Source organism: Hymenobacter sp. PAMC 26628 (assembly GCF_001562275.1).
Lineage (GTDB): Bacteria > Bacteroidota > Bacteroidia > Cytophagales > Hymenobacteraceae > Hymenobacter.
In genome coordinates, this window is the sequence record NZ_CP014304.1 from 279,517 (window position 1) to 300,861 (window position 21,345).

Consider the following 21,345-nt stretch of genomic DNA (forward strand, 5'->3'; position numbering starts at 1 on the left):
TCTGCTGCTTTTTCTCTACCTTAGCCTGGTGACAAAAGCCGACCACATCGCCTATTGGGTGAATGCCGCCGACCAAAACTGGCAAGAGGTAGGCACTATGTTCACGGCCGGCATTTATGTGCCGTGCCTATTCTGGGCGCACCTGACCATCGAAAAGCTGGCTAAGGCGCTCTGGGTGAAAGATAATATAGGTGATACGCCGCCCTTCACGCATAATATTGCCCGGTTGCTGGCCGATACGCAATTGTTATTGACGCCAGCTCAGGCCACGTTTGTGCAGCAATTGAATACTTTTCAGTTGGAGGGACGCTACGAAAGCTACACGGCCAACCTGCGCCAGCAAGCCACTAAAGTTTTTACCCAAACGGTGCTGCAAGACGTAACCGACCTCCGCCAATGCTTACTCAATCAGTTGCCCTAGAACGGGTCAAATTATTTGCTGAAAGCATTCGTGGCCAACATGTTTCGTTGCGAAAAGTAATTCTGTTCGGCTCCTACGCCCGCAACGAGCAACGCCAATTTTCGGATATTGACGTGGCCTTGGTGGCTGATGAGTTCACTGGGTTCGGGTTTCAGGACGTAGGCTTAATCAGCAACGCCATCATTCAAAAACAGTTTGTTGATATCGAGCCGCACACCTTTTCGCCCGAGCAGTTCACCGATTGGAACCCGTTTGTGCAGGAAATTATGCGCACTGGCATTGTGGTGGGCGAGTGGGAATTTACTGCAAAAAAATAGGTGCTTTGGCGTCGACAGCTTAACAATCTGTTGCGTCTGATACCCGACCGTTCTTGGGGCCCCTACGCCGGGCGCTGGGGGCGCTTGGCCAGGATGAGCTGCGTGCGGTAGTCGTAGAGGCTGAGCTCTAGGCCCACGGGGTAGGTGTGGGGGTTGAGGAAGCGGCGCACGGCGGGGTCGAGGCTGGCAACTTCGCGCTGGACGAGGGCGCGGCTTTCGGCCAGGGTGGGCAGGTCTAGCACGCGGCGGCCCTGGCGGAACACGGGCACTAGCAGCTCGCGAAAGGGGGCCCCGGGGCGCACCGGGCGGCGGCGGGTGGCGTCGTTGGGGTCGACGAGCACGAGGCGCTCGGGCAGCGGCACGGCGGTATTGTAGAGCATGTCGGCCCGCGGGTGACCCTGCTCGTCGAGGTAGCGGCGCACCTGCAAGATGCCGGGGATGCTGGTTTTGGCCAGTTGCTCGCTGAGCTTGATCGTGAAATCCCAGCCCGTGCCGTCGGCCGTGCGCAGGGCGGCCAGCTTGTACACGCCCCCCAGGGCCGCCTGGTTGTAGGCCGTCACGAGCTGCGTGCCCACGCCCCAAGTGTCGATGCGGGCCCCTTGCTGCTTGAGGCTGGTGATGAGGTTTTCCTCCAGGTCGTTACTGGCCACGATGCGCACTTGGTCAAACCCGGCCGCGTCGAGCAGCTCCCGGGCCCCGCGGCTGAGGTAGGCCAGGTCGCCCGAATCGAGGCGGATGCCGCCCAGCTCGTGGCTTTGGGCGCGCATTTTCTTGGCTACTTCGATGGCGTGGCGCACGCCGTCGAGCGTGTCGTAGGTATCCACCAGGAACACCGAATCGTCGGGAAAGGCCTGGGCGTACGCCGTAAACGCCTGCTCTTCATCCGCAAACGACATGACCCAGCTGTGGGCGTGGGTACCGCGCACGGGTAGGCCGTAGCGCTGGCCGGCCAGCACGTTGCTGGTGGCGTCGGCCCCGCCGAGGTAGGCGGCGCGGCTGGCCCCCAGGCCCCCGTCGAAGCCCTGGGCGCGGCGCAGACCGAACTCCAGGATCTGGTCGTCGGGCCCTGCGGCTTCGCGGATGCGGGCGGCTTTGGTGGCGATGAGTGTCTGGAAATTGACGAGCGTGAGCAGCGCCGTTTCCAGCAGCTGCGCTTGCAGCAGGGGCCCCTGGATGCGCAGCAGCGGCTCGTTGCCAAACACCACGGTGCCCTCGGGCACGGCGTCCACGTCGCAGGTAAATTTCAAATCGCGCAGGTAGGCCAGGAATTCGGGTGGGAACAGCGGCGTGCCCTTGCTGCCGCGCAGGCCGCCGAGGTACGCCAAATCGTCGTCCGAAAAGCGTAAGTTTTCGAGCCAGTCCACGGCCAGGGCCAGGCCGGCGGCCACCGCGTAGCCGCCCTGGAACGGGGCCTTGCGAAAGTAGAGGTGGAACACGGCCTCGCGGTCCTGCAAGCCCTGCTGCCAGTAGCCGTAGGCCATCGTGAGCTGGTACAAATCGGTGACGAGGGCGAGCGACGGGGCGTAGAGGCCGGACAGGGGGGCAAGGTTCATGGCGGCAAAAGAAACAAAATCCGGGGCAGCGCGCCCGCGCCGGGGCCCCGCCCGGCCGCGCCCTTCACCCAGCCAACGCGGGCCAATCCCTAACTTGGGGCCCCATGGCTAAATCCACCACTTCCGCCACGCCTGCCCAAAACCCTAGCCCCTGGCTGCGCCTGGTGCGCCTGCAATGGCGCTTCGCCCTCGGCGCGGCGGTAGGGGCCCTGGCCGCGTGGCTGGCCCCGGCGGGGCTGGGGGCCCTGGCCCGCACGGTGGCTGGCTGGGACGGCTTCGCGGCCGTCAACCTGTTCCTGATTTTGGCCGCGATGCGCACGGCCGATACCGACGACATCCGCCGCGTGGCCGCCAGCGACGACTTGCCCCGCACGGTGGCTTTTCTGGTGGTGCTCGGGGCCGCCCTGGCCAGCCTGGTGGCCGTGGTGGGGCTGCTGGGCACCCTCAAAGACGTGCACAAAGGGGCAAAGGCCCTACACCTGGCCCTGGGCCTGGGGGCCGTGGCCCTGGCCTGGCTGCTGGTGCACTGCGTGTTCACGCTGCGCTACGCCCACTCGTACTACGACGCCGACGACCAGGGCCACGACCAAGGGGGCCTGACGTTTCCCGACGACAACGACAAGGACAAAGACGAGCCGAAGCTCGAACCCAACTACCTCGATTTTGCCTATTTCTCCTTTGTGGTGGGCATGACGGCGCAAACGGCCGACATTGGCATTAGCAGCCGCGAAATCCGCGCCATCGCCCTGCTGCACGGGCTCATTTCCTTTCTGTTCAACACCGCCATTGTGGCCCTCACCATCGGGACCATTGGCGGGGTGCTGAATTAGGGCCCCGGCCAATGCTTTAAGCTAACCACTTCAAGGTCAACCTACTGGGTTAGCTGATGAGGCCCTGCCGGACGGCTAGCTTGATGAGGGCGGCGGTGTTTTTGACGCCGGTTTTGCCGATGATGTTTTGGCGGTGGGTTTCGATGGTGCGCTTGCTGGTAAAGAGCTGGTCGGCCACCTCGCTGTTGGTGAGGCCTTCGGCGATGAGCTTGAGCACTTCCAACTCGCGGGCCGTGAGGCTCATGCCCGCGGCGGGCTTTGCCAACTCGCCGTTGGCAACAGAACCGTCGCTGACTGCTTTGTAGAGCATGTTAAGCCCGATTTCGGTGCACAAAAACCGGTGGCCCACCGCCACGGTGCGGATGGCGTGGGTAATTTCCTGAAAGGCGGCGTTCTTCAGCACGTACCCCAGGGCCCCGGCCTGAAGCATCCGCATCACGTAGTGCTCATTATCGAGCATGCTGAGCACCAATACCTTGACGCTGGGAAAATGCTGCTGCAATTCAGCCGTGGTCTCGAAGCCGTCGAGCACAGGCATGTTGATGTCCATCAGCACCACATCGGCGGGCGTAGTGGCCAGCAACGCCAGCAGCTCGGTACCGTCGCCGGCCGCGCCCACCACGTCAATGTCGGGCTCGGCGGCGAGCAACGACCGCAGACCGTCGCGCAGGATGGCGTGGTCGTCGGCAAGCATCAGACGAATCATGGCGGAAACGAAAAGTGAAATGGGGGCCTACGCAGTGCGCTTCAAGCCCACGATGCCCACCAGAATGAACCCAATATACAGCACGTGCCACGCACTAAACGGCTCCTTGAGCACGAGGGTGTCCACCACTTTGATGCCGACCAGGGCAATGCCCATCCACACCGCGAAGGCGGTACCAGCAGGTATTTGGTTGAGGGCCTTGGAAAAGAAGAACACGTTGGCCACGCCAAAGGCCACGTAGCCAATGGCTGGCAGCAAGGTGTAGAGCCCGGCCGGGGCCGCGAAAAACTGCGACCAGTCGATGGCCTTGATTTTGGCTACGCTGGTGTATTTCAAGCTGTAGTTCCAGCACACTTCCATCACGGAAGCCAGGAACAGAAAAATCCAGGCGGAATTGGCGACTAAATTCAAGACAAGGCGTTGACGGGGCGGGACGATTCGGCGGCGGCCGGGGTAACGGGCGTCGCGGGGCTAGGGTTGTCGCCGGGGCGGCGGCCCACGGTTTCCGGGGCCCCGTCGGGCACCGCCCAGCCTTGCAGCACCCGGGCGACGGGCACGCGCTGGCCCACCCAGCTCAGCAGCCGGAAGCGCACGCCGTGGTAGTGCCGGAACAGGGCCGATTTCTCGGCCAGGGCCCCCTCATCGAAGCGGCGCACCGAAAAGGCGTGCTGCAAAAAGTAATCCTTCGGAAACGCGTAGGGGAGGCCCCAGCGAATGGGCTTGCGCCCTTCGGGCAGGTAGGCGGTGCCAAATAGCCAGTCCCACACCGCAAACTTGGTGGAGAAGTTGGCGAAGTACACTTCCTCGTGGTCGGCGTGGTGCCAAAGGTGCATTTCGGGCCCGTTGATGACGTACTGCAACTTGCCCGATTTCACGTCCACGTTGGCGTGGATGTACATGCCCCACACGGCGTCAATCAAGGCCTTGATGGGCACCACAATGGGGTTGGCCCCCAGCAAGATGATGGGCGCAAACTCAATGGTTTGGTTGATGATGATTTCGACCGCGTGCGAGCGGGAACCGGCTAGCCAGTCCACCTGCTTGCCCGAGTGATGCGCCTCGTGGGTGCGCCAGAAGAAGGCGCTGTTGTGCTGGAAGCGGTGGAACCAGTAGATGTAAAAGTCGTGCGTGACCACGAAAAAGCCCACCTGCGCCGCCACCGGCCAATCGCTCACCCAATGAAATTGGGCCCCGAAGTGCTTGGCCAGCGGCGCAATGATGAACCCGAAAATCAGGATTTGCAGGAAATAGCTCTGCACCAGCGTGTACCAAAACAAGTCGAGAAACAATCCTTCGCGGAAGAACGGCAAACCCTTGCGGTACGGGTACTTGCGCTCGAGCACCAGCAGCACCACCACCGCCAGCAGCAAAATGGGCGTGGTGATGACCGTGGTGCGGCCCACCGGGTTGAGGCCGTTGTAAAAGCTGCTTAGCGTCTCCAGCATGATTATTTAAGCTTTTAGCTGATAGCCGTTGGCTATTAGCTTTCGAGTATTTCGGTCAAAAGCCAGGCAAATAAGGCAGGGCGGCCCGCGCCTGATTGGCTTTACAAAAGCGGGCCGCTCACTAAAAAAGCGAGCGGCCCGAATAGTTTCAAGTAATACGGCAGACTACGAATTTTAAACGGTGCCTGAGGTACTTAAGTAAAACCGATAGGCCGAAAAAGGTCATGCTTCGGCAATCTCAGCATGACCGTATTGCCGTTTGCGCCAGTTTTAAAAGCTGACCCTAGGCGGCCGTCACCTCGCGGCGCAGGCGGCGCAGGGGTTCTTTCTCGCTTTCGTACACCACCTTCACGCCGTTGCCGAGGCCAGTTTCGGTGTCGCGGATGTCGCGCACCATCTTGGCCATGCCACCGGGCTCCACGCTGGCAGCATGGTCGGAGCCCCACATGGCGCGGTCGAGGGTGAAGTGGCGCTCCACGAAGGTGGCGCCCAGGGCCACGGCCGTCACGGTGGTGCTCAGGCCGGTTTCGTGGCCCGAGTAGCCGATGGGCGTGTTCGGGAATTGCGCTTGTAGGGTCTGGATCATGCGCAGGTTCAGCTCGGCCGGGGGGCAGGGGTAGGCCGAGGTGCTATGCGCAATCATCAGGTTATCAAGGCCCACGTAGGCCACGGCGTCCGTGATTTCGTGCTGGGTGCTCATGCCGGTGCTCAGCATCAGCGGGCGGCCGGTGGCGCGCACGCGGTCGAGCAGGGGCTTGTCGGTGAGCGACGCGGACGCCATCTTGTAGAGCACGGGCTGAAATTGCTCCATGAAATCGACCGACGGCTCGTCCCAGCACGAGGCAAACCAGTCGATGCCGCGTGCCTTGCAGTAGTCGTCGATGGCCGTGTATTCTTCCAGGCCAAACTCGGTTTTGCGCTTGTAGTCGATGTAGCTCATGCGGCCCCAGGGGGTGTCGCGCATCTTTTCCCACTGGTCCTTGGGCACGCACAGCTCGGGGGTGCGCTTCTGGAACTTCACGGCATCGCAGCCGGCGCTCACCGCGGCGTCAATGAGCTGCTTGGCAATATCAACGGAGCCGTTGTGGTTGATGCCAATTTCGGCGATGATGTAGCAGGGCTGGCCGGGACCAATGCTGCGGTTTTTCTTGATTTGTACGGTGCTCATGCCAAAGCGGGTGGGGTGGGAGTAGGGCCAGGAGCTGGCCGAATATGAGATAATGCTACGAAATAAGCAGGATTGCAGGATTGTTTAGGGCCCCAGGGCCCCAGACGTACGCCCAGCGGTTTTATTTTACCGGCTGGCGATAATAAATTCGGCCAATTCGCGGAAGCAGCCGTGGCCGCCCCGCGTCTCGCAGTGGAAATCGGCCACGGCCCGCGCGAAGCTGGTAGCGTCGCCGGGGCAGGCCGCCAGGCCCACCAGCTTCAGGATTTCCACGTCGTTGGTGTCGTCGCCGATGAAGGCAATCTCCTCGGCCGCCAGGCCCGTGCGGGCGATGATTTCGTGCAGCCGCGCCGGCTTGTCCTTGATGCCCAGGTGCAGCTCAGTGATGCGCAGCTTGTCGGCCCGCCGCTGCACAGAGCCCGACGTTTCGCCGGTCATGATGCCGCTTTCCACGCCCACGGCCCGCAGGCGCTCCACGGCCATGCCATCGCGGATGCTGAAGCGCTTCATTTCCTCGCCGCGCTCGGAGTAGTACACGCCGTTGTCGGTGAGCACGCCGTCGCAGTCAGTCAGCAGCAATTTAATGCGTTTAGCGCGGGCTTGGAGGTCGGTTAAATTCACTTAAGGAAGGGTTGAAGTGCTATAGCGCGGAATTTATAGTCCGCGTCGTTGCATAATAATTGTTAGGTGGTAATCGGCAGGGCGAAGCGAGAGCCGCGGACTACAAAGGCCGCGCTACAGTGCTAGATGGCCGTCCAGCCGCCGTCCACCACCAAGTTGGCGCCGGTCATGTAGGCCGAAGCTTCCGAGGCCAGGAATACCACGGCGCCCTGGTAATCGGTGGCGGCGGCCATGCGGCCCAGGGGCGTTTTGGCGCTGTACTGCTTCACGAAAAAGGCGTCCTGGCTGTTCTCCACGCCGCCCGGCGAGAGCGTGTTCACGCGCACGCCCTTGTTGCCCCAGTAGGCGGCCAGGTAGCGGGTAAAGTTCACCACCGCGCCCTTGGTCATGGGGTAAGAAGGTGACTTGTAGAAGGTTTGCTCGCCGGCCTCGTTGCGGTAAATGCTCTGGTCGGGCCCCACGATGCCGTAGGTGCTGGCTACGTTGATGATGGAGCCGCTGCCCTGCGCCGCCATCGGCGTGCCGAAAACCTGCGCCGCCAGGAAAATCCCCGTCACGTTCACCTCCAGCACCTTCTGGAAGGTAGCGAGTGGGAAGTTTTCAAACTTGCTGAGGTCCGCCGCCAGCGCTGGGTTCTCAAACATGTCGTTGATGGCCGCATTGTTCACCAGCACGTCAATGTGCCCAAACTGGCTGATAATCTGGTCGCGCGCCGCCGCCAGCGATTCGGGGCTAGTAACGTCCACGGCCAACGGCAGGTGGGGGCCCCCGGGCAAGCCGGCCGCCATTGCTTCAGCCGCGGCTTGGTTGATGTCGGCCACTACCACGTTGGCGCCGGCCGCGGCCAGTGCCGCGCAGTGCTGCCGGCCAATAAGCCCGCACGCGCCGGTGACGATGGCCGTTTTGTTAGTCAGGTCGAAGAGGTTCATAAAGGAATTAGGCATGCTGGCCCGGGGCCCTAAACTGTCCCGGGTTATTTGTTCTAGGCCATTCACCCCAGGCCGTCATGCCGAGCGCAGCGAAGCATCTCTCCTGCTTCACTAATCGTGGTTTACTGCTGCGGGAAAGATGCTTCGCTGCGCTCCGCATGACGGCCAAGGTGAAGTAAGGATTTAGGGCCCCAGGTTCTCCAGGGGCCCTAAATTTTTACTTCACCTTGGCTGGCGCAGCGTTGCTCACCTTGCGGAATACGGCTTCCACCGGCTCGCCGTGCAGGCGGGCGGCCACATCGCCGGCTTCGATGGCCTCCTTTAGCAGGGGCAATACTTCGGCGTACATGGCCAGGGCGTGGGCCACGTCGGCGTCGGTGTGCGAGAAGCACATGTTGTGGAAGCCGCCCCACATGATGCCGCGCTTGAACAGCTCCTGCTGCACGTAGGCCTTCACTTCCAGGGGGTTGCCGGCGCTGGCGTCGAAGGTGACGATGCTGCGGCAGTCGTAGCCGTAGCACTTGGTGTACTGGCTCAGGCCGAGGTCGGCGGCGATTTTGTTGTAGCCTTCCTTGAGCTTATTGCCTTGCTCGGCGAGGCGGGCGGGCACGTTTTGCTCGCGCATCTCGGCGATGGTGGCCATGGCCGCGGCTAGGCTCAGGGCCTCGCCGCCGAAGGTGGTGAAGAAAAATACGTCTTGCTCGAACAATTGCATCACGTCGCGCCGGCCGGTGAGCAGCGAAATTGGCATCCCGTTGGCAAACGCCTTCGAGAACACCGCCAGGTCGGCCTTGATGCCGAAGTACTCCTGGGCGCCGCCCACGGCGATGCGGAAGCCGGTCCACATCTCGTCGAAAATCAGCAGCGTGCCGTTCTCTTTGCACAGGCGGGCTACTTCGTGCAGGAAGTTGTCTTTGGGCGCGTCGAAAATGAACGGCTCCAGGATGACGCAGGCCACCTCGGGTGTCAGCAATTTCCTGAACGAGTCGAGGTTGTTATACTCGAAGGCGTCTACTAAGTCCTTGCTTTCCTGCGGGATGCCCTTGTCGCGGCTCGTGGTGCCGATGTACCAATCGTGCCAGCCGTGGTAGCCGCAGCACAGCACATGGGGCCGCCCCGTAAAGGCGCGGGCCACGCGCACCGCCGCCGAGCACACGTCGGCGCCGGTCTTGCTGATGCGGATGCTCTCGGCGTTGGGGATAATCTCGTGGATAAGTTCGGCAAACTGCACTTCCAGCTCGTGCATCATCGAGAACGTAATGCCGTCTTCGAGCTGCGCCCGGATGGCGTCGTCCACGCGCTGGTAAGCGTAGCCCAGTGAAATGGGGCCGATACCCATCTGGAAATCAAGGTATTCGTTGCCGTCCACGTCCCAGATGTGGGCGCCCTTGCCGCGCTTCACGTACTTGGGGGCCCCGCCCTTGGTGTACTGCCCGGGGCCCTTGGCCAGGGTCTGGGTCACCGGCGTCATGATGGAAGTGGCGCGGGCGTACAGCGCGTCCGACTCGGTGAAGTCGGGGTAGTTGGCGTTGGAAGAAACGGTGTTGGGCATAGGTTTCGGAAACGTTTGAGTTGGTTTATCGGACGTCATGCAGAGCGCAGCGAAGCATCTTTTTCGCGTCACTAATCATGGTTTACTGGTGCGGGAAAGATGCTTCGCTGCGCTCTGCATGACGGCCTAGTTGGTTGGCACAAGCCGCTTGCCTTTTGAATTGCTACTCAGCGAATTCATTCTCCACCACTTCGGTTTTGGTGGTGATGGCGGCGGGGTTGGCGCCCAGCTTTTCGGCGATGCGCTGGGCAATGTGCTGGCCCGTGAAGCCTTCGTATTCGAGCACTTCGCTCAGCAGGCCGGGCTTGTACCACTTCTCGTTGAGGGCGATGGGCAGCACCTTGGCGGTCTGCTCGTTCTTCAGCAGCACCTCGGCCAGGATGGAGTAGAGGCCGCCGGTCTGGAAGTGGTCTTCCAGCGTCACGACCAGGCCCCCGGCGCGCACCACTTGCAGCAGGGCGGCTTCGTCCACGGGCTTGAGGGTGCGCATGTTCACGAGGCCCACCGACTTGCCCTGGGCTTCGAGCAGCTCGCGGGCAATGAGGGCCTGCTCGAACAGCATACCGTACACGAGGATGGTAGCGTCGGTGCCGGTGGCTACTACCTCGGCCTTGCCCATTTCAAACGGAGCGTGCTGGTAAGTGCTGGGCCGGGTGTTGATGCGCACGTAGGCTGGGCTGGGCGAGGCCCAAATCTGGGGCAGCATGCCGAGCATGTCGGCCTCGTCGGCGGGCGCGAAAACGGTCATGCCGGGGATGCCGCGCATCAGGGCCACGTCCTCGATGGCCTGGTGGGTGGGGCCGTTGCCGTCCGACAGAAAGCCGGGCACGAAGCTGCTGATTTTCACCGGCAGCTGGCCGATGCCCACGTCGGTGCGGATAAACTCAAAGGCCCGCAGTGTGAGGAAGGTGGCCAGCGCGTGCACCACCGGGATGCGCCCGCGCAGGGCCAGCCCGGCCGCCGCCCCAATCAGGGTTTGCTCGGTGATGCCGGTGTCGATGAATCGGGGCCCCAGCACGGCCGGCAGGTTGCGGATGAGGGCGCGGTTTTCGGCCGTCATCACGATGAGGCGGTCGTCGGCCAGGGCCGTTTCTTTGATCAGTTCTTCGTAGTTCATAAAATCAATTCCAAGGTTGTCATTCCGACCAAAGGGAGGAATCTGAGCCAAATTCTGCTACCGTATTACTGATTCCGAGCAACCCAGATTCCTCGTGTTGATCGGAATGACAGCTAACGCACCGTCAGCGTTTCGCTGGTGAGCGTAGTGGCTTCCTGGCTGTGCAATTCGGCCAGTAGCTGCGTGATTTCGTCCGAGGAGAAGTTGCAGAACCAGCGGTCGGCGCGGGCTTCAATGCTGGGCAGGCCGCGGCCGCGCACCGTGTCGCAGATGATAACCGAGGGCTTGTCAGCGGAGAAGGGCAGGGCCCCGAAGGCCTCTTCCAACTGCGCGAAGTTGTGGCCGTCGATGCGCTGCACGGCCCAGCCGAAAGCCTCGAACTTGGGCCCCAGAGGCTCCAGCGGAATCAGGTCTTCGGTGGCCACGTTGGCCTGGAAGTGGTTGCGGTCCACGACCAGCGTGAAGTTGCTGAGCTTGTGAGCGGCGGCTACCAGCACGGTTTCCCAGACCGAGCCTTCGTTCAACTCGCCGTCGCCGGTGATGACGATGGTGCGGTTTTTCAGGCCCCGCATCCGATTATCCAAGGCCACGCCCAGGCCCACGGAGGGCAGGTGGCCCAGCGAGCCCGAGTGAAACTCAACGCCCGGCACCGAGCGGTTGGGGTGCCAATAAATGCTGTCGTTTGATTTCAAATGGTTGGCCAGGCGCTCTTTGGGCATGAAGCCCAGCTCGACAAAGGTGCCGTAGAGGGCCGGTACGTCGTGCCCCTTGCTCAGGAACAGGAAGTCGCGGTCGGCCGCGTCCACCGTAGCGGGGCTGATGTTCAGGAAGTCGGCGTAGAGGTACACCAGTAGGTCGGCGCAGCTCAGCGAAGCGCCGGTGAAGCAACCGCCGTCGGTGCTCAGGCGCACAATGTGCTCGCGCACGCGCAGGGCCAGGGCTTTCAGTTCGTCTTGTTTTTCGGAAGTCATCTTGGTTGTCAGTTGCTAGTTGTCAGTTGTCAGGTATTACTGGGGTGTTATCAGAGGGTCTTTCAGGCGGACAACTGACAACAACCAACTGACAACTATAAAGACTTGGTTTGGTCGGCGGCCACGGTTTTTAGCTCATCCAAATGATTGCGGTACCAGTTCACACCGGCCAGGCTGGCGTTGAGGGCGTAAATGTCCGGCCTTTGCTTTAATAAAGTTAGGATGTCGTCCAAACCGAACGCTGGATTAGCCGGATGAAGCTCCTCAAATACCGCCTGAATAAATTCGTAATCTTCGCGGTAATCAATGGTAAAGCGGTGCGACATCGAATAGTCGAGCCCCGTTTCCCAGGTTACGTTGGCGAGGCGGAAGCGGCCGGCGTTTTCCCAGAAGAAGGGTGTGGTGTGCTCGCGCTCGAGCGGGCGCTGGGCCTCACGCCAGGCTGTGGCCAGGGCCCCCAGGGGCATCACTTCCACGTCGTTGCCGTCGGGGTAGGTGGCGGGGTGCAGGTTGCTTACGAAATCGTACTGCCTGGCTGTAGCTATGTAATAGCCCAGTACTTGGTCAATCACGGCAGGGTCGATGAGCGGGCAGTCGGACGGGATCTTCACCACTGCATCGACGTTGCCAATGGCCAGCGCCGCCTGGTAGTGGCGGTCGAGCAGGTCGGTGGGCGCGCCGCGGAATACGTTGATATTGTGGGCTTCGCACATTTCCGCCAGGGCATCGTCGGCCGCATCGGTGGTGGTGGCCACCACGATTTGGCCGGCCAGCTTGGCCAACTGAACCCGTTCGACCATGCGCACCAGCAGGGGCTGGCCGGCCAGCGGCAGGCTGACTTTATCGGGTAGGCGCGACGAGCCGCGGCGGGCCTGGATGACGGTGAGGATGTTCACGGGCGGGCGGGTTGGGCCGCGTGGGCAGCGGCTGGGGGCCCCGCGGCGGGCGTAGAAAAGGCCTCGGGCTGGTATTGTTTCAGAAACGCCGGGCCGCTGCCGGCAAAGCCGGCGTAGCGGCGGCACACGTCGGCAATGCGGCGAGCCGAGGTGCCGTGGTTTTGCCAGGGCAGCTTGCGCTTCAGGTCCTCCACGTCGAAGTACGAGTGCACCGGCAGACCCAAGGCCAAGCCCACGAAGGCCACGGTGCTGTACTGAGTGATGAGCTCGGCGCAGTTGGCAATCATCTCCTCGGTGTTGCCCTCCGTGTAGATGAGCGCGCCGGCGGGGGCCCAGCGCTGCACTTCGGCGGTGGCGCGGGCCATGTTTTCGTTGGGGTGGAACTTGAAAATCATGGGCCGGCCGGCGGCGATGCGCACGGCCTCACCGATGAACCGCTTGCGGTTGTCGGGCCGGTAAGTTTCGCGCATATCGGTGGTGGCCACCAGCACGTAGCCGCGGTGCGGGAAGCTGTTGCGGCGCAGCTTTTCCACGTCGTCGAAGTTGGGGATGCCCGTCACCACCAGCTTGGCCGCGTCCACCCCTACCTGCTTGAAGTGCTCGGCGTAGCCGTTCGAGGCCACGCAGTACACATCGCAGCAGTTGTTCATCCCGTTCAGGGCCGTGCTGATGGTGAGCACAGGATAGCGGGTGAAGCGCTTCACGAGCCGGGCCCACAGGTTGAGCGGGTCCGTCATGCCCTCCTGCACGAACACGGACTTGGTTTTGGCCAGCAGGTTCCAGGGCACAATTAGGTCGGAGCAGCACACCACCAGGTCGTAGTCGTGCCGAAACACGCGCGCCTCGAAGTCGTTGGGCAGGCCGTGGGCGGCCAGGTAGCGGTCGGCTTTGGCCTTGATGTGGCCCGTAACCACGGTGCCTTTCAGTACGTTCGACCAGATGAGGAAGCGGTAGAAGCCGCGCTGCCACCCGTCGTAGTACAGCTGGCTGAAGTATGGGTCGAACTCGTCGCGCAGCAGCTCGGCAATTTGGTGCATCTGCGTGGTCTGGTTGGGCGAACCAATCAGAAACAAGACTTTTTTGCGCGGCATACGGGTGGGAGGGGGGCAAAAGCCAAACGGGAAGCAAATTTACGGCGGCCGGCCGTAGCGCGTCATTTTCCCACTACTTTGGGGTAAAATTTGCGCGGTTTCGGGTAAAATTTGCGCAGCGCCTGGTGGCTAACGGCGCCGCCGGGGGCCAACGGCGCCGCGGGAGGCCACAATCAAACAAACTGTATCTTTGAAACAACGGGGACGGCTAGGCACTGGGTACCATGACGAACGGGTTGCGTAGGGCCGGGCTTTGGGTGGGGCAAGGGGCGCTGGGCCTGGCCCTGCTGGCGGGGTGCGGGGCCCCGGCGGCGCCGGCGTACCGCATCGGCTTCTCGCAGTGCAGCACCAACGGGCCCTGGCGGCAGGCCATGCGGGCGGGCATGGAGCGCGCGTTGAGCTTCCACCCCGAAGTGCTGCTGGCCTACGCCGAAGCCGTGAACGAGCAGAACGGCCCCACCGCCGACGCCCTGGCCAAGCTGAATCTGGTGCGCCAGCGCGCCGGCCTGGCTGCCCTTGCCCCGGCTTCGCCGCAGGCCGCCAGCAAGCAGGCGCTGCGCAACCAGATTGACCTCCAGCGCCGCCTGGAACTGGCCTTTGACGGCGAGCGGTGGTTCGATTTGCTGCGCTACGCCCGCCACACCGCCGCCGACGCCTCGGCCACCCACGCCGTGACGGCCCTGGACCTGATTGCCCAGCAGCGCAGCGGCGCCCGCAACGTAAACTACCTGCTCTTCCCACTGCCCCAGACCGAGTTAAATACCAACCCCCAGGGGCAACAAAATCCCGGCTACTAACGCTTTACACGCCACGAGCGGGGCCCGGTGGGTTCCGCTCGTTTGCTTTCTGGTCCTTCCTAACCCTTCCTGCCCGATGCCCTTCTCGTTCCCGTTCGTTTCTAAAGTATTGCTGGGGGCCCTGGGGCTGGCGGCGCCGGCCCCGCGCCCCGCGCCCGGGGGCCCCAAGGCCGAGCTGTGGCTGACCACGCCCGACCGCACGGCGCTGTTTCAGCGGCAGGCGGGGGCCCTGGCCTTTGGGGCGGCGGGGGCGGGGGCCCCGGCCGGGGCCCCGGTGATTGAAGTGGACGCGGCCCAGCAGTTCCAGGGCATCGACGGCTTCGGGTACTGCCTGACGGGCGGCAGCGCCCAGCTGCTGCGCGCCATGAGCGCCCCGGCCCGCGCCAAGCTGCTGCAAGAGCTGTTCGGCACGGCGGGCAACGCCATCGGCGTGAGCTACCTGCGCCTGAGCATCGGCGCCTCGGATTTGGACGCGCAGGTGTTCAGCTACGACGACCTGCCGGCCGGCGAAACCGACCCCACGCTGGCCAAGTTCAGCCTCGCGCCGGATGAAAAGGACCTGATTCCGGTGCTGAAGGAAATCCTGGCCATTAGCCCGAACATTAAGCTACTGGGCTCGCCCTGGAGCCCGCCGACCTGGATGAAAACCAACGGCAACTCGAAGGGCGGCAGCCTCAAGCCCGATTTTTACGACGCCTACGCCCGGTACTTCGTCAAGTACCTCCAGGGCATGAAAGCGCACGGCATCCGGATAGACGCGGTGACGGTGCAGAACGAGCCGCTGCACCCCGGCAACAACCCCAGCCTGCTGATGGAAGCCGCCGACCAGGCCGTGTTCATCGGCAAAAGCCTGGGCCCGGCTTTCAAAGCCGCCAAGCTGGAAACCAAAATCATCTGCTACGACCACAACGCCGACCGTCCCGACTACCCGCTGACGGTGCTCGACGACGTCATGGCCCGGCCTTATGTGGACGGCTCGGCCTTCCACCTCTACCGGGGCGAGATTGGGGCCCTGGCGCAGGTGCACGCCAAGTACCCCACCAAAAACCTGTACTTCACCGAGGAGTGGGTGGGGGCCCCCGGCAACCTGCCCAAAGACCTGGCCTGGCACACCAAGCAGCTCACCATCGGGGCCACGCGTAACTGGTGCCGCACCGTGCTGGAGTGGAACCTGGCCGCCGACCCGCAGCAAAACCCGCACACGCCCGGCGGCTGCACCGAGTGCCTGGGCGCCATTACCCTGGCCCCCGGCGATGCCGTGACCCGCAACCCGGCCTACTACATCACGGCCCACGCCAGCAAGTTCGTGCGCCCCGGCTCGGTGCGCATCGCCTCCACGCTGCCCGCGGGCCTGCCCAACGTGGCCTTCAAAACCCCCGCCGGCCGCACCGTGCTGGTGGTGCTGAACGAAGGCAAGAGCCCCCAGGCCTTCGCCGTGCGCAGCCAGGGGCGCGTGCTGGCCGCTACCCTGGCGGCCGGCGCAGTGGGCACCTACGTGTGGTAGGGCCCCGGCGCTTCTTCCTTCTTCTCCTTTCCGGTTTATTCTAATTTTCAGCTATTTAATAAACCCTTCCTGGCTGGTGGCCTGCTGCGGATGCTAGCCAGCGGCTGCCAGAAGAAAGGCAAGTCTTTAACACCCAGTATAAAGGCAAGGCGCTGGCCACTTTGCTGGCCGGCGGCGCGATGGCCACCTACGTCTGGTAGCGGGGCGTTTTCTTTGCGCCCCAACCAACTGTTTTCTTATGCTTCGGTGGCTAAAACCTTTCGCCCTGGCCGTCTGCTGGCCGCTGTTCGCCCCGCCCACGGCCCATGCCCAGCCCGCCGCGCCGGGCCCCGGGCCCGTGTGCCAAACCCGGGCCGGCCGCCTGCGAGGCACCCGCGCGGCCGATGGCCTGGTGGTGTTCAAGGGCGTGGCCTACGCGGCGGCGCCAGTGGGCGCGGGGCGGTTTTTGCCGCCTCGGCCGCTGGCGCCGTGGGCCGAGGTGCGGCCCGCCACGGCCTTTGGGCCCCGGGCGCCGCAGGGCAGCACCACGGGGCCCCAGGGTGAAGACAATTGCTTGACCCTGAACGTGTGGACGCCATCGGTACGGGCGCGGCGGGCCAAACCGGTGGTGGTGTGGGTGCACGGCGGGGCCTTTACGGGCGGCGCGGGCAGCGACTTCGACGGCGGCAACTTTGCCCGCCACGACAGCATCGTGGCGGTCAGCATCAACTACCGGCTCGGCAGCCTGGGCTTCTTACAGCTGAGCCAGTGGCTGGGGCCCGCCTATCGGCAGTCGGGCAACGCCGGCGTGCTCGACGCGGTGGCGGCCCTGCGCTGGGTGCACGACAACATTGCGGCCTTTGGCGGCGACCCGGGCCGCGTCACGGTGATGGGCGAGTCGGCAGGAGCCAAGCTGGTGGGCGCCGTGCTGGCCACGCCCGCCGCCCGGGGCCTGTTTCAGCAAGTGATTTTGGAGAGCGGCGGGGTGCAGGCCGTGCGCGACACCGCCACGGCCGCCGCCGTGGCCCAGCGCCTGCTAGGAGCCCTAGGCCTGCGCCCCGACCAAGCCAGCCAGCTCCTGACGCTGCCCACGGCCGACCTCATCCGGGCCCAAGAGAAAATTGCGGCCGGTCCCGCGGGCCTGCAGCTGTTTGGCCCCGTGCTCGATGGCGTGACCATTCCCGAAGCGCCCCTGGCCTACCTGGCCCGGCCCGACCACGCGCCGCTCAGGGCCCTGGTGGGCACCAACCGCGACGAGGCGGCCTTGTTTATGGGCTTTTGGCCGGCGCTGCAACAGCCCAATGCCGAGGTGCTGACGACGCTGTTCGGCACCAACGGCGGCCAAGTGTGGCAGGCCTACGAGCGCCGCGCTGCCGCCCCGCCCACCGGCCCAGCCTGGCTGCGCAACAACACCGACTACCTCTACCGCTTGGCCTCGTACCGGCTGGCGGGCACGCTGGCCGACGCCGGCCAGCCCACCTGGCTATACCGCTTCGACTACCAAACGCCTGGGGGCCCCGGCCCGGTGCACGCCCAGGAACTGGGCTACGCCTGGAACGCGCTGGGCCCCGTGGCTCGCCAAAGCGCCCCGGCCCGCGCCCTGGCCGCCCAAATGCACCAGCGCTGGGTGGCCTTCATCGCCACCGGCACGCCGGGGGCGGCGTGGCCTGCCTACCGCCCGGCCCAGCGCCAGGCCATGGTGTTCGACTCGGTGAGCCGCGCCCGGCCGCTGCCCGCGCCCTACGAGGACGCGGCCTTTCCCACCCAGGCCTTCCGGCTCTGATAATCTGCTATTTCCCTTTCCAATGGCTTCTGGGCCGACTTCACGGCCCGCGAACTGGTGGCCTTCGTTGACCAACACTTCCGCACCCTGGCCCGGCCCGCGAGCCGGGGCCTGGCCGGGCACTCCATGGGCGGCAACAGCACGCTGCGGCTGGCCATGCAGTGCCCCGGCGCCTAAGCCGCGGCCTTATGCCCTCAGCCCCGCCTTCGCCGCGCCTCACGCCGAGTGGATGGCCGGCCGGCCGGGCCAAGCGGTGGCTGGCCGGGTCGCGTCGCGGGCCGCGCTGGGCAACGACTTCAACGCCGTCCGCATCGTGGGCCAGGCCCGCGCGTTTTCGTCCACGCCCGGCCGGGGCGCGTTCGGGGCCGCGCTGCCGTGGGCGGCTGGGGCCGACAGCCTGGCCCACCGCGACGCCGTGCTGGCCCAGTGGGGCGCTGCCTCGCCCTACGAGCTGGTGCCGAAGTACTTGGCCAGCCTGCGCCAGCTCCGGGGCCTGGCCTTCGACTGGGGCGAGCAGGACCAGTTTCAGCACATTCCGGTGGCGTGCCGCATGCTCAGCGCCCAGCTCGCGGCCTACGGGGTGCCGCACTCGGCCGAGGCCTACGCGGGCAACCACGGCAACCACGTAATGGGCCGCGACGGCCGCATCTACCAGAATCTGCTGCCCTTCTTCAACCAGCGGTTGCAGTTTGAACAGGGCCCCGGCACCTCGCCCAAAAATGATGAATAAGGGCAACTAAACAGCAAAAGAGTGCCAGAAAGTGGGAGCCGAGCGGCTTACTTTTCGGGTCGCAAATCGTTCCGCTTTTCCTACCCCCTTGTTTCACTGTATGTTCCGTTTTCGTTCGGCCCTTGCGGGCCTGCTGTTGGCGGCCGTCGCTGCCGGCGCCCAGGCCCAACCCACCCCTAAAACCAAAACCAAGCCCACCAAAACCTCGTGCGCCAACCGCCTATACCAGGCCCTGGCCCCGGCCGAAATTGACCGCCGCGTAGAAGCGCTGCTGGCCCAAATGACGTTGGAAGAAAAGGTGGGCCAGATGGCCCAGGTGACGCTCGACGTGGTGGGCAAGGGCAAAAGCCGCACCTCGGCCGACGCCCCCTACGCCCTGGACCCGGCCCGGCTGCGCGACGTGGTGGTGAAGTACCACATCGGCTCGTTGCAAAACTCCACCAACAACCGCGCCTGCCCGCCGGCTACCTAGTACGGCATCATTGGGGCGGCGCAGGACGTGGCGATGCGGGAAACCGCCTGAAAATTCCGCTGTCCTACGTCATCGACGCCATTCACGGCGAGACGTTCACGGCCGGGGCCACGCTTTTTCCGCAGGAGATTGCCCAGGCCGCCACCCGCAACCGCGAGCTGGTGCGCCGGGGGGGCGAAATTACGGCCTACGAAACCCGCGCCAGCGCCATTCCGTGGGTGTTTTCGCCGGTGCTCGACTTGGGCCCCGACCCGCGCTCGCCCCGCCAGTGGGAGACGTTTGGCGAAGACCCCTACCTCGGGGCCGAGATGGGCGTGCAAACCGTGAAAGGCTATGAAGGCGCCCACAACGACATCGGCCATCCCGAGCACGTAGCGGCCTCCATCAAGCACTTCCTGGGCTACCAGGTGACGCAGGCGGGCAAGGACCGCACCAACGCCTACCTCTCCACGGAGGCGCTGTACGAGTACCACCTGGCGGCTTTTAAAGCGGCCATCGCGGCCGGCGCCCATACGATTATGCTAAACTCGGGGTTGGTGAACGGGGTGCCCATGCACGCCAACTACGAGTTGGTAACCAAGCTATTGAAGGAAAAGCTGGGCTTCCGGGGCCTGGTCGTGACCGACTGGCAGGATATCGAAAACCTGCAAACCCGCGACCACCTCGCCGCCACGCCCAAGGAGGCCATTATGCTGGCCATCAACGCGGGCATTGACATGTCGATGCCGCCCTACCAGTACGAGCAGTTCTGCGATGGCCTCACCGAGCTGGTGCACGAAGGCAAGGTGGCCCAGCGCCGCATCGACGATGCCACGCGGCGCATTTTGCGGGTGAAAATGGAATCGGGCTTGTTTGAGCGGCCCATGACCAACCCCAAGGACTACCCCGAGTTCGGCAGCCCGGCCTTCGAGTAGGCCTCGTACCAGGCGGGGGCCGAGGCCGTAACGCTGCTTAAAAACCAGGCGAACGTGCCGCCCCTGAAAAAGACCGCCAAGGTGCTCGTCACGGGCCCCAACGCCGACGCCATGCGCACCCTCGACGGCGGCTGGAGCTATTCGTGGCAGGGCGAGAAAGCGGCGGAGTTCACCGGCAAGTACCACACCATTCTGGCCGCGGTGCGCGGCAAGGTGGGGGCCCCCAACGTGACCTACGTGCCCGGCGTGAGCTACGACCCCAGCCCCAACGCCAAGTACTACGCCGAGCGCGCCGACCGTCTCGACGAGGCGGTGGCCGCCGCCCAGGCCGCCGACGTGGTGGTGCTGTGCCTGGGCGAAAACTCCTACGCCGAAAAACCCGGCGACCTCAACGACATGTACCTGAGCGACTTGCAAACCCAGCTGGCCCAGCGCCTGGCCGCCACTGGCAAGCCCGTGGTGCTGGTGCTCACCGAGGGCCGCCCGCGCGTCATCAGCCGCTTTGAGCCGGGCATGTAGGCCGTGGTGCAGGGCTACCTGCCCGGCAACTTCGGCGGCGACGCCCTCGCCGACGTGCTTTTTGGCGACGTGAACCCCTCGGGCAAGCTGCCCTACACCTACCCGCGCTACCCCAACGCCCTGGGCTCGTACATCCACAAGTATTCGGAGGAGCAAACCAAGTCCGCCGGCGTGCACAACTACGAGGCCGACTACAACCCGCAGTACGAGTTCGGGGCGGGCCTGAGCTACACCACCTTCCGCTACCACGACCTGGCTGTGGACCAGGCCACGCTGCTCAAAACCGGCCAGCTCACCGTCACGGTGCAGGTCACCAACACGGGGCCCCGCGCGGGCAAGGAGGCCGTGGAGCTGTACTCGTCTGACCTGGTGGCCACCCAGATTGCGCCCGACGTGCGCCGCCTGCGCCGGTTCGACAAGGTTTCGCTGCGGCCCGGCGAAACCAAAACCGTCACCTTCACCCTGCCTGTATCGGAGCTGGCCTACGCGGGCCCCACCGGCGAGCCCGTGCTCGAAACCGGTGACTTTGACCTGAAAATTGGCGACCAAAAGCAGCGCATCACCGTGCAATAGCGGCGCCGCTGGGGCCCAAAATGAAAGAAAAGCACGAAGATTCATGAAATAAAAGTGAACAAAGGCAATGTTTTTCTAGCCGTTGCCGTTTAGGGCAATTCAAAACCCGCACTTTGTTGGTGCGGATTCGTTCACCAAATCCTTCATTCCCTTGAAAAAGCAACTCGTTCTCCTCGCCCTGTTGTGCATCGCCGGTAGCTACTCGGCCAGCGCCCAAACCACTACTACCACCACCCAGCAAACGACGGCACCCACCACGCCGGCCCCGGCGATGACCCCGGCCCCGGCCATGACCCCGGCTCCGTCGTCCACCACGACTACCGAGTCGACCACGACCACCGCTGACCCCGCTACCGTCACCGTACCCGCCGATGCGAAGGTGAAAGGCAAGCGCAACAAGATGAAAGTGAAGCCGCGCGACTAACCACCAGCCGTTTCCGCTCTGTTTAAAAGCCCC

The 21,345-nt window shown here is 64.0% G+C and carries 24 protein-coding genes and 1 pseudogene; 13 read left to right on the forward strand and 12 right to left on the reverse strand.

Translation table 11 applies throughout. The features are described 5' to 3' along the window. The first annotated feature begins 28 nt into the window (after positions 1–28). Positions 29–421 (forward strand): HEPN domain-containing protein, encoded by a 393-nt coding sequence (locus AXW84_RS01600; protein WP_068227787.1) that lies wholly within the window; start codon positions 29–31, stop codon positions 419–421. Beyond that, the gene (locus AXW84_RS01605; RefSeq protein ID WP_071889741.1) at positions 397–738 is read left to right on the forward strand and encodes a nucleotidyltransferase domain-containing protein; all 342 of its coding nucleotides are present in this window, start codon (positions 397–399) and stop codon (positions 736–738) included. Before AXW84_RS01600 ends, AXW84_RS01605 begins: the two co-directional genes overlap by 25 nt. Before the next feature lie 62 nt (positions 739–800). On the opposite strand, the gene AXW84_RS01610 is transcribed toward AXW84_RS01605, so the two are convergent. Then, positions 801–2,291 (reverse strand): nicotinate phosphoribosyltransferase, encoded by a 1,491-nt coding sequence (locus tag AXW84_RS01610; RefSeq protein ID WP_068227791.1) that lies wholly within the window; start codon positions 2,289–2,291, stop codon positions 801–803. Between the two features lie 104 nt (positions 2,292–2,395). Between AXW84_RS01610 and AXW84_RS01615 the strand changes: the two genes are divergently transcribed. Beyond that, positions 2,396–3,121 carry a DUF1345 domain-containing protein gene (locus AXW84_RS01615; RefSeq protein WP_068227794.1) on the forward strand — a complete coding sequence of 242 codons (726 nt, stop codon included), beginning with the start codon at positions 2,396–2,398 and terminating at the stop codon, positions 3,119–3,121. Positions 3,122–3,170: 49 nt separating this feature from the next. On the opposite strand, the gene AXW84_RS01620 is transcribed toward AXW84_RS01615, so the two are convergent. The 11 genes from AXW84_RS01620 to AXW84_RS01670 form a co-directional block, all read right to left on the reverse strand. Then, the gene (locus tag AXW84_RS01620; RefSeq protein WP_068227796.1) at positions 3,171–3,827 is read right to left on the reverse strand and encodes a response regulator; all 657 of its coding nucleotides are present in this window, start codon (positions 3,825–3,827) and stop codon (positions 3,171–3,173) included. A 27-nt stretch (positions 3,828–3,854) separates the two neighbouring features. After that, positions 3,855–4,238, reverse strand: a complete 384-nt coding sequence (locus tag AXW84_RS01625) for a DMT family transporter (protein ID WP_082773632.1) — start codon at positions 4,236–4,238, stop codon at positions 3,855–3,857. Beyond that, complete coding sequence (locus AXW84_RS01630) at positions 4,235–5,272, reverse strand: sterol desaturase family protein (protein WP_071889744.1); 1,038 nt, start codon at positions 5,270–5,272, stop codon at positions 4,235–4,237. Before AXW84_RS01630 ends, AXW84_RS01625 begins: the two co-directional genes overlap by 4 nt. 283 nt (positions 5,273–5,555) lie before the next feature. Further along, the gene (locus tag AXW84_RS01635; protein ID WP_068227798.1) at positions 5,556–6,440 is read right to left on the reverse strand and encodes an N-acetylneuraminate synthase family protein; all 885 of its coding nucleotides are present in this window, start codon (positions 6,438–6,440) and stop codon (positions 5,556–5,558) included. Positions 6,441–6,566: 126 nt separating this feature from the next. Next, on the reverse strand, positions 6,567–7,061 hold the full coding sequence (locus tag AXW84_RS01640) for a KdsC family phosphatase (protein WP_068227800.1): 495 nt from the start codon (positions 7,059–7,061) through the stop codon (positions 6,567–6,569). 122 nt (positions 7,062–7,183) lie between these two features. After that, on the reverse strand, positions 7,184–7,990 hold the full coding sequence (locus AXW84_RS01645; protein WP_068227802.1) for an SDR family oxidoreductase: 807 nt from the start codon (positions 7,988–7,990) through the stop codon (positions 7,184–7,186). A gap of 217 nt (positions 7,991–8,207) precedes the next feature. After that, positions 8,208–9,542, reverse strand: coding sequence for an aminotransferase class III-fold pyridoxal phosphate-dependent enzyme (locus AXW84_RS01650; protein ID WP_068227805.1), 1,335 nt, complete (start codon positions 9,540–9,542; stop codon positions 8,208–8,210). 163 nt (positions 9,543–9,705) lie between these two features. Then, positions 9,706–10,659: a transketolase family protein gene (locus AXW84_RS01655; protein WP_068227806.1), complete on the reverse strand. Its 954-nt coding sequence runs from the start codon at positions 10,657–10,659 to the stop codon at positions 9,706–9,708. Between the two features lie 113 nt (positions 10,660–10,772). Beyond that, positions 10,773–11,630 carry a transketolase gene (locus tag AXW84_RS01660; protein ID WP_068227809.1) on the reverse strand — a complete coding sequence of 286 codons (858 nt, stop codon included), beginning with the start codon at positions 11,628–11,630 and terminating at the stop codon, positions 10,773–10,775. A 95-nt stretch (positions 11,631–11,725) separates the two neighbouring features. Beyond that, positions 11,726–12,526, reverse strand: coding sequence for a cytidylyltransferase domain-containing protein (locus AXW84_RS01665; RefSeq protein ID WP_068227811.1), 801 nt, complete (start codon positions 12,524–12,526; stop codon positions 11,726–11,728). Continuing rightward, a complete protein-coding gene (locus AXW84_RS01670; protein ID WP_071889747.1) occupies positions 12,523–13,617 on the reverse strand; it encodes a hypothetical protein in 1,095 nt (364 codons plus the stop codon). The genes AXW84_RS01665 and AXW84_RS01670 overlap by 4 nt, the downstream gene beginning before the upstream one ends. A 224-nt stretch (positions 13,618–13,841) precedes the next feature. On the opposite strand from AXW84_RS01670, the gene AXW84_RS01675 reads away from it, so the two are divergent. The 10 genes and pseudogenes from AXW84_RS01675 (at position 13,842) to AXW84_RS01700 (ending at position 21,312) form a co-directional block, all read left to right on the forward strand. Then, entirely contained in the window at positions 13,842–14,414 is a 573-nt protein-coding gene (locus AXW84_RS01675) for a RagB/SusD family nutrient uptake outer membrane protein (RefSeq protein WP_068227814.1), read from the forward strand. A gap of 76 nt (positions 14,415–14,490) precedes the next feature. Further along, entirely contained in the window at positions 14,491–15,918 is a 1,428-nt protein-coding gene (locus AXW84_RS01680; protein ID WP_082773633.1) for a glycoside hydrolase family 30 protein, read from the forward strand. 238 nt (positions 15,919–16,156) lie between these two features. Continuing rightward, positions 16,157–17,680 (forward strand): carboxylesterase/lipase family protein, encoded by a 1,524-nt coding sequence (locus AXW84_RS01685; RefSeq protein ID WP_068227815.1) that lies wholly within the window; start codon positions 16,157–16,159, stop codon positions 17,678–17,680. A gap of 57 nt (positions 17,681–17,737) precedes the next feature. Beyond that, on the forward strand, positions 17,738–17,857 hold the full coding sequence (locus AXW84_RS22935; RefSeq protein ID WP_204248414.1) for an alpha/beta hydrolase-fold protein: 120 nt from the start codon (positions 17,738–17,740) through the stop codon (positions 17,855–17,857). Positions 17,858–17,909: 52 nt separating this feature from the next. After that, the gene (locus tag AXW84_RS01690; RefSeq protein ID WP_068227817.1) at positions 17,910–18,410 is read left to right on the forward strand and encodes a hypothetical protein; all 501 of its coding nucleotides are present in this window, start codon (positions 17,910–17,912) and stop codon (positions 18,408–18,410) included. A gap of 100 nt (positions 18,411–18,510) precedes the next feature. Further along, positions 18,511–18,882, forward strand: coding sequence for a hypothetical protein (locus AXW84_RS25660; protein ID WP_236943220.1), 372 nt, complete (start codon positions 18,511–18,513; stop codon positions 18,880–18,882). Between the two features lie 80 nt (positions 18,883–18,962). Continuing rightward, complete coding sequence (locus AXW84_RS25665) at positions 18,963–19,796, forward strand: glycoside hydrolase family 3 protein (protein WP_236943315.1); 834 nt, start codon at positions 18,963–18,965, stop codon at positions 19,794–19,796. Positions 19,797–19,877: 81 nt separating this feature from the next. Next, positions 19,878–20,486 (forward strand): annotated as a pseudogene (locus AXW84_RS25670) (glycoside hydrolase family 3 protein); the annotation flags it as partial. A 222-nt stretch (positions 20,487–20,708) separates the two neighbouring features. Then, positions 20,709–20,888: a fibronectin type III-like domain-contianing protein gene (locus AXW84_RS25675; protein ID WP_236943316.1), complete on the forward strand. Its 180-nt coding sequence runs from the start codon at positions 20,709–20,711 to the stop codon at positions 20,886–20,888. 151 nt (positions 20,889–21,039) lie between these two features. Next, complete coding sequence (locus tag AXW84_RS01700; RefSeq protein ID WP_068227819.1) at positions 21,040–21,312, forward strand: hypothetical protein; 273 nt, start codon at positions 21,040–21,042, stop codon at positions 21,310–21,312. Positions 21,313–21,345 lie beyond the last annotated feature (33 nt).

Coding starts and splice junctions, on each gene's coding strand:
- AXW84_RS01690 (WP_068227817.1), top strand. CDS start 17,910: ATGGCCGGCCGGCCGGGCCAAGCGGTGGCTGGCCGGGTCGCGTCGCGG.
- AXW84_RS25660 (WP_236943220.1), top strand. CDS start 18,511: ATGTTCCGTTTTCGTTCGGCCCTTGCGGGCCTGCTGTTGGCGGCCGTC.
- AXW84_RS01620 (WP_068227796.1), bottom strand. CDS start 3,827: ATGATTCGTCTGATGCTTGCCGACGACCACGCCATCCTGCGCGACGGT.
- AXW84_RS01605 (WP_071889741.1), top strand. CDS start 397: ATGCTTACTCAATCAGTTGCCCTAGAACGGGTCAAATTATTTGCTGAA.
- AXW84_RS01650 (WP_068227805.1), bottom strand. CDS start 9,542: ATGCCCAACACCGTTTCTTCCAACGCCAACTACCCCGACTTCACCGAG.
- AXW84_RS01615 (WP_068227794.1), top strand. CDS start 2,396: ATGGCTAAATCCACCACTTCCGCCACGCCTGCCCAAAACCCTAGCCCC.
- AXW84_RS01680 (WP_082773633.1), top strand. CDS start 14,491: ATGCCCTTCTCGTTCCCGTTCGTTTCTAAAGTATTGCTGGGGGCCCTG.
- AXW84_RS01635 (WP_068227798.1), bottom strand. CDS start 6,440: ATGAGCACCGTACAAATCAAGAAAAACCGCAGCATTGGTCCCGGCCAG.
- AXW84_RS01685 (WP_068227815.1), top strand. CDS start 16,157: ATGCTTCGGTGGCTAAAACCTTTCGCCCTGGCCGTCTGCTGGCCGCTG.
- AXW84_RS01610 (WP_068227791.1), bottom strand. CDS start 2,291: ATGAACCTTGCCCCCCTGTCCGGCCTCTACGCCCCGTCGCTCGCCCTC.
- AXW84_RS01655 (WP_068227806.1), bottom strand. CDS start 10,659: ATGAACTACGAAGAACTGATCAAAGAAACGGCCCTGGCCGACGACCGC.
- AXW84_RS01660 (WP_068227809.1), bottom strand. CDS start 11,630: ATGACTTCCGAAAAACAAGACGAACTGAAAGCCCTGGCCCTGCGCGTG.
- AXW84_RS01645 (WP_068227802.1), bottom strand. CDS start 7,990: ATGAACCTCTTCGACCTGACTAACAAAACGGCCATCGTCACCGGCGCG.
- AXW84_RS01670 (WP_071889747.1), bottom strand. CDS start 13,617: ATGCCGCGCAAAAAAGTCTTGTTTCTGATTGGTTCGCCCAACCAGACC.
- AXW84_RS01675 (WP_068227814.1), top strand. CDS start 13,842: ATGACGAACGGGTTGCGTAGGGCCGGGCTTTGGGTGGGGCAAGGGGCG.
- AXW84_RS01630 (WP_071889744.1), bottom strand. CDS start 5,272: ATGCTGGAGACGCTAAGCAGCTTTTACAACGGCCTCAACCCGGTGGGC.